Genomic DNA, 12,380 nt, shown 5'->3' with positions numbered 1-12,380 from the left:
TCAGACGATCGGTTCGACCGCCTCGTCGCGGACCTTGAGGGTGTTCTTCGCGAGCGCCTCCAGGTCGACGTCCGACGGGTTCTGCGACAGCAGCGGCGTGTTCACCACGGCGACCGTGGCACCCGTGTTGCCGTCGGCCCAGGCACACATGGGCAGGGTGATCTTCGTGCCCATCTGCACCTGGGTGACCACCTCGCACGTGATCGTCACATCCAGGTCGAAGTCCTTCGCGGGTACGGCGACCGTGGCACCGTCGCTCTGTGCGGCGCCCTTCATCATGTTCCTGCGGGCCACGTCGGCGTTCTTGAACCGGCCGTACATGCCCGAGATCACCAGGGTGCCCTTGGCCGCGTCGCCGTCCACGGTGTAGCTGCCGACCACGCCGTGGGTGTCCTCGGCGTCCCAGGCTCCGTCCGCCTCGCTCTCGATCTTCTTGCCCTCGGTGTCGGACATGTCCTTGGCGAGCCGGTACTTGCCCTCCAGCAGCGTCCTGGGCAGGGTGAGCTTGTTCTTCGCCTCGGGGAAGCCGCCCTCGGCCGCCGCCCCGAGCAGGACGAGCCCCACGACGACCGCCGTGACCACACCGCCCACGATCCCGAGGATCAGGCCGACCCGCCGCTTCTTGGGGAGCGGAGCCATGGGCGGCGCGCCCCAGCCCGGGTACGGCTGCTGGGGGTAGGGCTGGGGCGGGTACGGCTGCTGCGGCGGGTACGGGTGGCCGTAGGGGCCGGGACCGGACTGCGGAGGCTGGCCGTACGGGCCGGGGACGGACTGCGGAGGCTGGCCGTACGGGCCGGGGACGGACTGCGGAGGCTGCTGGCCATACGGGTACGGCGGCTGCTGGGGGCCGTTGGGGTACGGCTGCTGCGGGGGCGGAGGCATGGACACGCCAGCACGCTACTGCACCGGGGTGAACGCCCCGGCAGCCACCTCAGCCACACGGAACCCCGGCCGCGTCAGCCCTCCGTCGCCCCCGCCTCGATCGCGTCCCGTACCTCCGCGATCCGGTCCCGCTCCTCGGCTGCGAAGCGCTCCGCGTCCAGTTGCTCGGCCAGTTCCTCGTCCTGGGCCATCAGCAGGTCCAGATTGGAGTCGCCCATCTCGAAGACGCCCATGTCGGCATAGGCCTGCTGCAGCCGCTTGCCCCACAGGCCGATGTCCTTGACGCAGGGCACGATCCGGCTGAACAGCAGCCTGCGGAACAGCTGGAGGAACTCGGAGCGCTCGCTCAGCGCCTCCGCCTCGGCCTTGGGGATGCCGAAGTTCTCCAGGACCTCGACGCCCCGGAGCCGGTCGCGCATCAGATAGCAGCCCTCGATCACGAACTCCTCGCGTTCGCGCAGTTCGGCGTCGGTGAGCTGCTTGTAGTAGTCCCTCAGCGCCAGCCGGCCGAAGGCCACGTGCCGGGCCTCGTCCTGCATGACGTAGGTCAGGATCTGCTTGGGCAGCGGCTTGTCGGTGGTGTCCCGGATCATCCCGAACGCGGCCAGCGCCAGGCCCTCGATGAGCACCTGCATGCCCAGGTACGGCATGTCCCAGCGGCTGTCGCGCAGGGTGTCGCCGAGGAGGGACTGCAGGTTGTCGTTGATCGGATAGACCAGGCCTATCTTCTCGTGCAGGAACCGGCCGTATATCTCGGCGTGCCGGGCCTCGTCCATCGTCTGCGTGGCCGAGTAGAACTTGGCGTCAAGGTCGGGCACCGACTCCACGATCCGCGCGGCGCAGATCATCGCGCCCTGCTCGCCGTGCAGGAACTGGCTGAACTGCCAGGAGGCGTAGTGCCGCCGCAGCTCTCCCTTGTCCTTTTCGGTGAGCTTGTCCCAGTACTTGCTGCCGTACAGGGACATGGCCTCCTCGGGTGTGCCGAGCGCGTCGTACGGGTCGACCTCCAGGTCCCAGTCGATGCGGTTCTGCCCGTCCCACTGCTTGTCCTTGCCCTTCTGGTACAGGGCGAGCAGCCGGTCGCGGCCGTCGTCGTAATCCCAGCTGAACCGGGCGGCGCCGCTCGCGGGCACCTGCCAGGGGGAGTCACCGGGGTCGTTGGCGTACAGGTCATGGGTCGGCATACCTCGCAGGCTCACACGTAGACGCGAAGTCAACAAGTCATGCGCAAGGGATTGACGACCTTGCTGACAAGCAGTCTCATAAGAGGCGGACGACGTACCCCCGGGTAACGAGGTGAGGGAGCCATGACGACCCTGACGGAAGCGGACGCGCTGGACGGCCTGCGCGACGCGCTCGGCCTGCTCAAGGACCGGGAGCAGGTGGCCGAACGGCTGCTGGTCTCCTCCGCCAAGCACTCCTTCGACCCGGACGAGGAGCTGGACTGGGACGCGCCCTTCGAGGAGGGCAAATGGTTCTGGCCGCCGGAGCTGGTCTCGCTCTACGACACCCCGATGTGGCGGCAGATGTCCGAGGAGCAGCGCATCCTGCTCTCCCAGCACGAGGCGGCGGCGCTGGCCTCGCTCGGCATCTGGTTCGAGATCATCCTGATGCAGCTGCTGGTCCGGCACATCTACGACAAGGCGGCGACGAGTGCGCACGTGCGCTACGCGCTCACCGAGATCGAGGACGAGTGCCGGCACTCCAAGATGTTCGCGCGGCTGATCGCGCGGGGGGACGCGCCCTGGTATCCGGTGAGCCGGGCCCACCGGAACCTCGGCCGCCTGTTCAAGACCATCTCGACGACCCCGGGCTCCTTCACCGCCACGCTCCTCGGTGAGGAGGTCCTCGACTGGATGCAGCGGCTGACCTTCCCCGACGAGCGGGTCCAGCCGCTGGTCCGGGGGGTCACCCGCATCCATGTGGTCGAGGAGGCGCGGCATGTGCGGTACGCCCGTGAGGAGCTGCGGCGCCAGATGGTGACGGCGCCGAAGTGGTCGCAGGAGTTCACCCGGGTCACCTCCGGGGAGTTCGCCCGCGTCTTCTCGGTCGCCTTCGTGAATCCCGAGGTGTACACGAACGTGGGACTGGACAAGCGGGAGGCGATGGAGCAGGTGAAGGCCAGTGCGCATCGCCGCGAGGTCATGCAGACCGGCGCGCGGAGACTGACGGACTTCCTCGACGACATCGGGGTGCTGCGGGGGGTCGGCAGGCGGCTGTGGAGGTCCTCCGGGTTGCTGGCGTAGGGGGTGGCTGAACTGGCGACGCGGCCGGAATGATCATCTGATGAATCGCGGCCGCATGCGTCAACTGCCATCTGACATACGGGGTTCATCAGTGACTTTCCTCAAGCACATCGCTCGCTCGGCGGGTGTGATGGCTGCGGCCGGATGTATCGGCGTCGCCGTCATGACCACCCCCGCCCACGCCGCGAGCGGGGGCTGCGAGAAGAACTACACGTGCCTGTGGTCCCAGGAGCACTACACGGGCCGGTACGGGAAGGTGAACACCCAGCTCGGCGCCTGCAACAACAGCCGTTCCGTGCCGATCCGGTCGATCAACAACAACACCCGGCACATGCTCAACCTGTACTCGAAGACGGGCTGCAAGGGGAAGGTCTTGTCGCTGAACTGGGGCGTGAAGCTGGCCGACGGCTTCCCCTTCGGTGCCATGAGCTTCAAGGGCGTCAACTAGTCCCACGCCCACCGGACACCCGGCACCCCCACCGCCCGGCGACTACGCTGCGAGGCATGACCCCGCAGGCCACCACCCCCGCCTACCGCCGGCTCAGTGTCGAGGAGCGCCGCAGTCAGCTCCTCGCCGCCGCGCTCTCCCTCTTCGCGCACCGCGCACCGGAGGACGTGTCCCTGGACGACGTGGCGGAGGCGGCGGGGGTCTCCCGTCCGCTGGTGTACCGGTACTTCCCCGGCGGCAAGCAGCAGCTGTACGAGGCAGCGCTGCGCTCCGCCGCCGAAGAGCTGCAGCTGTGCTTCGACGAGCCCCGCGAGGGCCCGCTGCTGGCCCGCCTGTCCCACGCCCTGGACCGCTATCTGGCCTTCGTCGACGAGCACGACACCGGCTTCAGCGCGCTGCTGCAGGGCGGCAGCGTGGTGGAGACCTCACGGACCACGGCCATCGTCGACGGGGTGCGCCGGGCCGCCGCCGAGCACATCCACGGCCACCTCGGCGTCACCGACCCCGGCCCCCGGCTGCGCATGACCGTCCGGACGTGGATCACGGCCGTGGAGGCGGCCTCCCTGATCTGGCTGGACGAGGACAAGCAGCCCCCGGTCGAGGAGCTGCGCGACTGGCTGGTGGAGCAGTTCCAGGCCATGCTCACGGTCACCGCCGGCCGGGATCCGCAGTCGGCCGCCGTCATCGACGCGCTCGCCGGGAATGACCGAGACTGAAGCCGTGAAGAGTCAGCACACCCCCTTCGAGGGCGGCCCCATGGACGGGCGCGTACTGCCGGTCCTGCTCGGCCCCACCGGGCACCCCCCGAAGACGTACCGCATCCCCGTCCCGGACCCGGACGGCGGCCCGGCCACGGTGCTCGTCTACCGCCGCGTGCCGCGCGGACACAGCAGGCGGCTCGGCCTGATCCAGGGGTGGAAGTACCGGTACGACCCGGACGACACCTCCGGCGGCAGGCTCCGGTGGCCCTGGTCCAGGCCACAGGGCACGCCGCCCGGCAAGCCGGACGACGCGAACGAGTGACAGGGTTGCGCCGAACCGCGCACGCTCGGGGCGCGGCCCGCACGGACACGTCTGATTATCACGTGATGATCCCGGTGCGACGAGCGGCGGAGAGCCCGCCCTCACCGGCACCGGAGGTGAAGACGTGTCAGGAACGCTTCTGCGCCTGGCCTGTACGGCAGCGGTGGCGGCCCAGGCCGTCCTCACACCCGCACCGGCCACGGCCGCGCCGGATCCCCGACAGCGCTCCGTGTCCGCTCTCCTGACGGACCTTCAGCAGCTGTACCGGCAGACGGAACAGGCCACCGAGACCTACGACGCCACGGCGGAGAAGCTGAAGCGGCAGCGTGCCGAGCTGTCCCGGCTCGACGGCGAACTGACCCGCGCCCGCCTCGCCCTGCAGGACAGCCGCACCGACGCCGGGCGGCTGGCCCGGCAGCAGTACCAGAGCAGCGACGGCCTGGGCCCGTACGTCCACCTGCTCCTCGCCCGCGACCCGCAGCACGCGCTGGACGAGGGCCATGTCATCGGCGAGCTGGCGCGCGAGCGGGCCCGCACGGTGAGCCGGCTGACCGCCACCGAGAAGCGGAAGGACGCCCTGGCCCGGGCGGCCCGCAAGGCCCTCGACACCCAGCTCGCCCTCGCCGGCCGGCAGGAGAAGCAGCGCGACGACGTCCGGGCCAGGCTGGGCGACGTGGAACGCCTGCTGGCCTCCCTCACGCCGGCCCAGCTGACCGCGATCGCCGGCCTGGAACAGCAGGGCGTCACCGAGGCCCAGCAGAAGCTCGGCACCGCCGGCGCACTCCCCGACGACCGCCCCGCCTCCCCCGAGGGCGACCGCGCGGTCCACTACGCCATGGCCCAGCTCGGCAAGCCGTACCAGTGGGGCGCGCAGGGGCCTTCGGCGTACGACTGCTCGGGCCTGACCTCCGAGGCCTGGTCCCACGCCGGCACCCCGATCCCCCGCACCAGCCAGGAACAGTGGCACCGGCTGCGACGGGTCCCGCTGCACGACCTGCGCCCGGGTGACCTGGTCGTCTATTTCCCGGAGGCGACGCACGTGGCGATGTACGTCGGCGACGGCAACGTCGTACAGGCCCCGAGACCGGGAGAGCACATCGTGATCTCCCCGATGGCGTCCTACCCGATCCTCGGCGCGGTCCGCCCTGATGCCGATCCGAGGGAGAACTCCCAGGGGCGCGGGGAAGTGCGCGACCAGCCCAGAAGGACCTGAAGCGGCCGACGCTCCCACGCCCCTACGGCGATCAGGCCACCGAGGCCAGGTAGGCGGCCGTCTTCTCCGGCTCGTAGAAGAAGTTCTCGAAGTCGGCCGGGTCGTTGAACGCGTTGGCGAAACGGTCGGCCACCGGCTGCAGCTGACCCGCCGCGCCGATCAGGTTCAGGATATGCTCCGGCGGCGGCATGAGCATCGCGTTGGTCCACTTGGTGACGTGCTGAGCCGTGGCCCAGTACCGGTCGAACGTGGCCTGCATCCACTCCTCGTCGAACGGCTTGTCCCCGTGCTCCAGGATCGAGGCGAGATACGCGGCCGCACACTTGGCGGCGGAGTTGGAGCCCTGGCCGGTGATCGGGTCGTTGGCCACGACGACGTCCGCGACACCGAGGACCAGCCCGCCCCCGGGCAGCCGGCCGACGGGGTTGCGGACCGTCGGGGCGTAGCGGCCGGCCAGCGTGCCGCCGGCATCGGTCAGTTCGACCTTCGTGGCCCGCGCGTACTCCCAGGGCGTGAACTTCTCCATGAGTTCCAGGGTCAGGGAGAGGTGCTCGGCCGGGTCCTTGACGCCGTTGAAGACGTCGAGCGGGCCGCCGGGTATGCCCTCCCAGAACAGGATGTCGGCCGGTCCGGAGGTGGTGAACGTCGGCATGATGAACAGCTCGCCGACGCCGGGGACGAGGTTGCAGCGGACGGCGTGGAATTCCGGGTGCTCGGGGCGCGGGCCCAGCCCGTGGACGTACGCCACCGCCAGCGCGCGCTGCGGCTCGCTGTAGGGGGAGCGCGAGGCGTCGCGGCCGAACATCTGGACCAGCTCGCCCTTGCCGGCGGCGACCAGGACGAGGTCGTAGGTGCGGGAGAAGTAGTCGAGGTCGCCGACCGCCGCGCCGTGGATGACCAGCTGGCCGCCGCGCTGCGCGAAGGTCTCCATCCAGCCGGCCATCTTCACCCGCTGGTCGACCGACTGCGCGTACCCGTCCAGCTTGCCCACCCAGTCGATCGCCCGCTGCGTGGGGCCCGGGTCGTGCGAGCCGGGGGCCGCGACCGAGACGCCGAGCCCTTCGATCTTCGGGGCCTGGGACTCCCAGAAGTTCAGCTGGAGATCGCGCTCGTGCTGCAGTGCCGTGTCGAACATGCACTGCGTCGACATGACCCGGCCGGAACGGATCTCGTCCGCGGTCCGGTTCGACATCAGGGTGACCTCGTAGCCGTGCGACTGCAGGCCGAGGGCGAGCTGGAGACCGGACTGGCCGGCTCCGACGACGAGTATCTTCCGCATGCGGGGGCTGTTCTCCTACTCGGGGGTTTCGTCCAGCGCGTGGGCGACGAGGGACAGGAGGGTCTCGATCACCGAGATCCTGCGCCGGGCATCCATGATCATGACAGGGATGTGCGCCGGGATGGTCAACGCTTCTCGCACGTCCTCCGGTTCGAAGCGCTCGCTGCCGTCGAAGTGGTTGACCGCCACGACGTACGGCATCCCGCAGCTCTCGAAGTAGTCCAGCGCGGGGAAGCAGTCCTTGAGCCGCCTTGTGTCCGCGAGGACGACCGCGCCGATCGCGCCGCGCACCAGGTCGTCCCACATGAACCAGAACCGCTGCTGGCCCGGCGTGCCGAACAGGTAGAGCACCAGGTCGTCGTCGAGCGTGATGCGGCCGAAGTCCATGGCCACGGTGGTGGTCAGCTTGCCGGGCGTGGCGGTGAGGTCGTCGGTCTCCTCGCTGGCCTCGGTCATCAGCGCCTCGGTCTGCAGGGGCATGATCTCCGAGACGGAGGTGACCAGGGTGGTCTTGCCGACCCCGAAGCCCCCCGCCACGACTATCTTCGTGGCGATGGGGGCGCGGGTGCGGTCCGTCTGCCAGGACTTCAGGTCCTCGTCGGGCTCGGCGTATCCGGCGGCGAGGGGGGAGACGCCGGTGGCGTCAGAGACGGCGGAGTCCACTCAGCACCCTTTCCAGCAGCGCGCGGTCCGGGCGGCCGGTGCCGTGACCGGTTCCGGTGCCGTACACACGGATCTTTCCCTGGTCCGCGAGGTCGCTCAGGAGCACGCGGACCACGCCGAGCGGCATGCTCAGCAGCGCGGCGATCTCGGCCACCGTGCGCATACGGCGGCACAGTTCGACGATGGCCCGCGTCTCCGGCATGACCCGGGTGGCGAGCGAACCGTTCGTCAGTTCCTTGCGCTCCTCGGGGGCGTCCAGCGCGGCCACGAACGTCTCCACGAGGAGGACGTGGCCGAAGCGGGTACGGCCGCCGGTGAGCGAGTAGGGGCGCACGCGGGCGGGTTTACGGTCGCCGCCGCGCATGGGGAGCTTCTTGGGTGTGCCGCTCATCGGGTGCTCCCCGTCGACTCGGCCTCCAGGGATTTGCGCAGTTCGCTGCGGAGTTCGGGGGTGAGGACGTGGCCGGCGCGGCCGACGAACAGCGCCATGTGGTACGCCACCACGCTCATGTCGCACTCGGCGCTGCCGTGCACACCGAGCAGCGAGCCGTCGCTGATCGACATCACGAACAGGCTGCCCTCCTCCATCGCGATCATCGTGTGCCTGACCCCGCCGAACGCCATCAGCTTCGCGGCGCCGACGGTGAGGCTGCCGATGCCGGAGACGATGGTGGCGAGGTCGGCGGAGGAGCCGCGGGGGCCCTTCGCCGGGCGGGCCCGACGGGACTGCTCGGTGTGACCGGGGTCGGACGAGAGGAGCAGCAGGCCGTCGGAGGAGACCACGGCGACCGACTGGATGCCGGGTACTTCCTCGACCAGGTTGGTCAGCAGCCAATGCAGGTTGCGGGCTTCACTGCTCAGTCCGTACGTACTGGGCGCGGTCAACTGCTTGCCTCCTCGGCTGTGCCCCCCGTGGCTTCTGTGGCTTCTTCGGCGTGTGCGGTTTCTGCTTCTACGGCGCGGTAGCCGGCCTGGGCTCCGCTGCGGAAGCCGCCGAGCCTCCTGCGGAGGGCTTCGGCGTCGACGGTTCCGGCCCGGCGGCGCGGGGCCTGGGCCGGTACGGTGATCTTGGGGGTGCGCTTGGGGAGGCCCTTGGCGGTGACCGCCTCGGCTTCGCCTTCGGCGGGGTTCTCGTTCCCACCCGCACCACCCGTGCGGCTCTCGTCGTCGGGTGCGGGTGGCCCCTGCGGGGCGCGCCCGCCGTCGGCGGCCGACGGGTCCGTGAACAGTGCCTGCGGCGCCTCGGTGCGGTCGGCCGTGGGCTCCGTCGCGAGGTCCGGGAGGAGCAGTTCCATCGTCGTCTCGGCGTATGTCTCCGCCGGGGCCTTCGGGCGGGTCTCCGCGTTCTGCGCATCCGCGTCGGCCTGCTCATGGACGGCCTGCGCCGCGTCCTCGCCGTGCCCGGCGTGGGCGTCCCGCGCGGTCGGCTCGGAGCGTCCGCCGAAGGCGTCCCACACGGCGTCGTGAGCCGATCCGCCGAGGTCGACGCCGTCCACGTCGGCAGCCGACCCACCGAAGGCACCCTCGGCCGCCTCGGCGTCGTCCCCCGGTCCCCCGGAGGCATCGGAAGCAGACCCACTCTCCAGGGGCCCACGGGAGACGGACGCCTCCCCCGCCACCGACCCACCGGAACCGGACACGCCCTCTTCCACCGACCCCCGGGAAGCGAGGACGTCCTCCCCCACCGAACCGCCGGCCCCACCGGAAGCAGACCCGCCCTCCTCCGCCGCCCCACGGGAAGCGAGTACATCCCCTTCCGCCGACCCGCCGGACCCAGACGCACCCATCTCCGCCGAACCGCCGGAGCCAGACGCACCCGCCTCCGCCAAACCGCCGGAACCGGACACACCCGCCTCCGCCGACCCACCGGAAACAGCAGCCCCCTCCGCTGACTCACCGGAACCGGACACACCCATCCCCGCCGAACCGCCGGAGCCAGAGGCGTCGGCCTCCGCCAAACCGCCGGAGGCAGACGCACCCGCCTCCGCCGACCCACCGGAAACAGCAGCCCCCTCCGCCAAACCGCCGGAACCGGACACACCCATCCCCGCCGAACCGCCGGAGGCATTCGCCCCGCGGACCGCGCGTTCGGCGAGGGCGACCAGGGGGTCGGGGGCCTTGGGGCGGGCGGGGAGGACGTTGGAGTTGACCTCGGCGTCTGCGCCGGGGAGGGAGAAGGTGCCCGTGGTGCTCGGGGACGAGGTCTGCGGGGGCAGGGTGGTCGGTGGGGCCTCAGTGAGGAGGGTGGCCGGCAGGACCACGACCGCCGCGATGCCGCCCTGCTTCTGCTCGCGCAGCTGCACCCGCACCCCGTGCCGGTGGGCGAGGCGGGCCACGACGTACAGGCCGAGGCCGAGACCGGCGTCGCCCTCGTTGTCGTAGGGGGACTCGGGGTCGAAGTCGGTCAGGCGGCTGTTGAGGTGGTCGAGGCGCTCGGATGCCATGCCGATGCCCTCGTCCTGGACCGAGAGCATCACCTCGCCACTCTCCAGGAGCCACCCGGAGAGCTCCACCGGCAGCTCCGGCGGGGAGAACGACGTGGCGTTCTCCATCAGTTCGGCCAGCAGGTGGGAGACGTCGTCGGCAGCGAAGCCCGCCACGTGGGCGTGCGGGGGGAGGGCGGCGATGCGGACGCGTTCGTAGCGTTCGATCTCGCTGACGCCCGCCCGGACCACGTCGACCAGCGGAACCGGGCCGTGGTGCTGCTGGACGTGCTCGGCACCGGCGAGGACCAGCAGGTTCTCGCTGTGGCGGCGCATGACCGTGGCGAAGTGGTCCAGCTTGAAGAGGGTCGCGAGCCGGTCCGGGTCCTGTTCGCGGTCCTCCAGGCCCTCGATCACCGCGAGCTGCCGTTCCACCAGGCCGAGGGTGCGCAGCGAGAGGTTCACGAACGTGCCGCCGATGCTGGTGCGCAGCCGCTCCAGCCGGGCCACCGCGTCGCTGAGCTCGGCGCGGAGTTCCTCGCGGGCGTCGGCCATCTTCTGGCGCTGGCCGACCAGGTGTTTGCGGTCGGTCTCCAGGGTGGCGACCCGCTCACCGGCGGCGACGGTCTGCTCGCGCAGGGCCACCGCATGCGCGTGCAGGGCGTTGACCGAGCGGACGACCTGGGCGAACTCGTCGTTGCGGCCGGTGAAGGCGATCGGTTCCTGGGTGGTGGGGTCCTCGGACTCCGCCAGACGGGCCGAGCCGCGGCGCAGCACGGACAGGGGGCGGGTGAGGGTACGGGCCATGGCCGTGGCGATGCCGATCGCGACCAGCATCAACGCGCCCAGGACGGCGACGCGGATCTCCAGGGCGGTGACGTCGTCGTCGCGGAGCTGCGCCAGGTCCTTGGTGCGGTGGTCGTAGAGCGCCGACTCCGCGCCGCGCATCAGGTCGACGCGGGCGGACAGGGCCGCGTCCAGCTTCTTGGTGCTGGTGGTCAGCTCGCTGTCGGCCAGCGTCGGCTGGTCGGTGAGCGAGGCCAGGTACTTCTCCGCCGAGTTGACGTCGGAACCGGTGACCGTGGAGTCGTAGGAGTCGACGGCCGCCTTGGGGGCGGTCGCGCGGAAGTCGGCGAGGGCCGCGTCGGCGCGCAGCCGGGCCTGCTGGGCGGCGGCGGTCAGCTGGTCGCGCTGCTTCCGGTCTGCCGTGGACGTGGTGGAGGTCGTGGCGGGCAGGCCGGTGACGGGGTTGATCACCGTGCGGGTGCCGGCCGGCACGTTCAGCGCGGCCAGCAGCAGGCCGCGGGCGGCGGCGGACTGCTGGACGGCGGTGTCCAGTTCCGCGAGCGCGTGGGCGCCGGAGCCGGCCCGCGGGGGCGTCTGCTCGGCCAGCTGCTCGGCGAGCCGGTGCAGCGCGGTGATGGTCTCCGAGTACGCCTGGTGGGTCTGGAGGGCCGAGGTCTTGCCGGTGAGGGCGGCCCGGCGGACGGCGTCGATGCCGTCGAGGTCGCCGCGCAGCCCCGCCGGGGTGTCGGTGTCGGCGCGCAGGTCCTCGACCTGCCGGTCGACGCGGGCGCTGCGGTCCTCGGACGGGGCCTTGGACTTGGGACGGCCCGCCGCGATGTAGGAGGTGACCTCGTCGCGCTCGTCGGCGAGGGAGTTCGCGAGGGCGAGGGCGTCCTGGGTGCGGGCGGCCAGCGTCACCAGGTCCTGGGAGTCGCTGACGTCCTGCGAGGCGGTGAGCAGGGAAGGCGCGCCGGCTCCCGCGACGGCGGCGGCCACCACGGCGACGGCGACGATGAGCCGCGTGCGCACATGAGTGGGGCGGCCGGTGCCCGCGGGGGTCTGCTGGGCGGTCCCCGTGGGGGCCGTCTGCCTGCCTGTGCGCCGAGGCCGCTTTTTCTGCACCGGTGCTCGCAATCCTGAACTCGTCTACCCAAGGGACCGGATGGCGCCCCGTCATCTCGGTGCCAAGTGGTGCGTACACCCGGTTCGTACGGTTCCCGACCCTCCCAGCGCCGGTAGGCGGTGGCCGCGCATCACCTGACCCGCCACCCGAAGGAGTGAACATCGGAGGGGAGTTGGCGGGCAAGTTCCCGTGGCGCGTGCGGTGCCCTTGCGCGGCACGCCGGTTGGACGCGCGCCGCAGGCTTTGGCAGTATTCGCCGCCACGCCTTCCCGGAGCCGCTCATTCCCGCCCAAA

Annotated in this window: 12 protein-coding genes; 5 read left to right on the top strand and 7 right to left on the bottom strand. The window is 71.1% G+C overall.

From position 1 onward, the window contains the following. A complete protein-coding gene (locus tag ABZ624_RS15280; protein ID WP_360087833.1) occupies positions 1–882 on the bottom strand; it encodes a hypothetical protein in 882 nt (293 codons plus the stop codon). A gap of 74 nt (positions 883–956) precedes the next feature. After that, on the bottom strand, positions 957–2,066 hold the full coding sequence (locus ABZ624_RS15275; protein ID WP_360087573.1) for a ferritin-like domain-containing protein: 1,110 nt from the start codon (positions 2,064–2,066) through the stop codon (positions 957–959). A gap of 123 nt (positions 2,067–2,189) precedes the next feature. Here ABZ624_RS15275 and ABZ624_RS15270 point away from each other — a divergent pair, with 123 nt between their 5' ends. From ABZ624_RS15270 to ABZ624_RS15250, 5 genes are all read left to right on the top strand, one after another. Beyond that, entirely contained in the window at positions 2,190–3,128 is a 939-nt protein-coding gene (locus tag ABZ624_RS15270; protein WP_360087570.1) for a diiron oxygenase, read from the top strand. A gap of 163 nt (positions 3,129–3,291) precedes the next feature. Continuing rightward, positions 3,292–3,576, top strand: a complete 285-nt coding sequence (locus ABZ624_RS15265) for a peptidase inhibitor family I36 protein (protein ID WP_360087567.1) — start codon at positions 3,292–3,294, stop codon at positions 3,574–3,576. Positions 3,577–3,632: 56 nt separating this feature from the next. Then, positions 3,633–4,292 carry a TetR/AcrR family transcriptional regulator gene (locus ABZ624_RS15260; RefSeq protein WP_360087564.1) on the top strand — a complete coding sequence of 220 codons (660 nt, stop codon included), beginning with the start codon at positions 3,633–3,635 and terminating at the stop codon, positions 4,290–4,292. Positions 4,293–4,296: 4 nt separating this feature from the next. Further along, complete coding sequence (locus ABZ624_RS15255; protein WP_360087561.1) at positions 4,297–4,599, top strand: hypothetical protein; 303 nt, start codon at positions 4,297–4,299, stop codon at positions 4,597–4,599. Between the two features lie 124 nt (positions 4,600–4,723). Next, complete coding sequence (locus ABZ624_RS15250; protein WP_360087558.1) at positions 4,724–5,812, top strand: NlpC/P60 family protein; 1,089 nt, start codon at positions 4,724–4,726, stop codon at positions 5,810–5,812. Between the two features lie 31 nt (positions 5,813–5,843). On the opposite strand, the gene ABZ624_RS15245 is transcribed toward ABZ624_RS15250, so the two are convergent. Genes ABZ624_RS15245 through ABZ624_RS15225 form a run of 5 tightly spaced genes read right to left on the bottom strand, consistent with a single transcriptional unit; the run spans position 5,844 to position 12,085 of the window. Continuing rightward, the gene (locus ABZ624_RS15245; protein ID WP_360087555.1) at positions 5,844–7,091 is read right to left on the bottom strand and encodes a styrene monooxygenase/indole monooxygenase family protein; all 1,248 of its coding nucleotides are present in this window, start codon (positions 7,089–7,091) and stop codon (positions 5,844–5,846) included. 15 nt (positions 7,092–7,106) lie between these two features. Next, on the bottom strand, positions 7,107–7,754 hold the full coding sequence (locus tag ABZ624_RS15240) for an ATP/GTP-binding protein (protein ID WP_360087552.1): 648 nt from the start codon (positions 7,752–7,754) through the stop codon (positions 7,107–7,109). Then, complete coding sequence (locus ABZ624_RS15235; protein ID WP_360087549.1) at positions 7,735–8,145, bottom strand: DUF742 domain-containing protein; 411 nt, start codon at positions 8,143–8,145, stop codon at positions 7,735–7,737. The genes ABZ624_RS15240 and ABZ624_RS15235 overlap by 20 nt, the downstream gene beginning before the upstream one ends. Further along, positions 8,142–8,639, bottom strand: a complete 498-nt coding sequence (locus ABZ624_RS15230) for a roadblock/LC7 domain-containing protein (protein WP_360087546.1) — start codon at positions 8,637–8,639, stop codon at positions 8,142–8,144. Before ABZ624_RS15230 ends, ABZ624_RS15235 begins: the two co-directional genes overlap by 4 nt. Further along, positions 8,636–12,085, bottom strand: coding sequence for a nitrate- and nitrite sensing domain-containing protein (locus ABZ624_RS15225; protein ID WP_360087544.1), 3,450 nt, complete (start codon positions 12,083–12,085; stop codon positions 8,636–8,638). The genes ABZ624_RS15230 and ABZ624_RS15225 overlap by 4 nt, the downstream gene beginning before the upstream one ends. Between the last annotated feature and the right edge of the window lie 295 nt (positions 12,086–12,380).

Origin of the sequence: Streptomyces sp. NPDC007205 (assembly GCF_040634095.1) — a bacterium.
In the GTDB taxonomy this organism is placed as follows: Bacteria; Actinomycetota; Actinomycetes; order Streptomycetales; family Streptomycetaceae; genus Streptomyces.
This window is presented reverse-complemented; position numbering and strand designations above follow the sequence as displayed.

What these genes read in the sequence shown, in the direction of transcription:
- ABZ624_RS15280 (WP_360087833.1), bottom strand. Translation starts at nt 882, where the DNA reads ATGCCTCCGCCCCCGCAGCAGCCGTACCCCAACGGCCCCCAGCAGCCG.
- ABZ624_RS15275 (WP_360087573.1), bottom strand. Translation starts at nt 2,066, where the DNA reads ATGCCGACCCATGACCTGTACGCCAACGACCCCGGTGACTCCCCCTGG.
- ABZ624_RS15270 (WP_360087570.1), top strand. Translation starts at nt 2,190, where the DNA reads ATGACGACCCTGACGGAAGCGGACGCGCTGGACGGCCTGCGCGACGCG.
- ABZ624_RS15265 (WP_360087567.1), top strand. Translation starts at nt 3,292, where the DNA reads ATGACCACCCCCGCCCACGCCGCGAGCGGGGGCTGCGAGAAGAACTAC.
- ABZ624_RS15260 (WP_360087564.1), top strand. Translation starts at nt 3,633, where the DNA reads ATGACCCCGCAGGCCACCACCCCCGCCTACCGCCGGCTCAGTGTCGAG.
- ABZ624_RS15245 (WP_360087555.1), bottom strand. Translation starts at nt 7,091, where the DNA reads ATGCGGAAGATACTCGTCGTCGGAGCCGGCCAGTCCGGTCTCCAGCTC.
- ABZ624_RS15235 (WP_360087549.1), bottom strand. Translation starts at nt 8,145, where the DNA reads ATGAGCGGCACACCCAAGAAGCTCCCCATGCGCGGCGGCGACCGTAAA.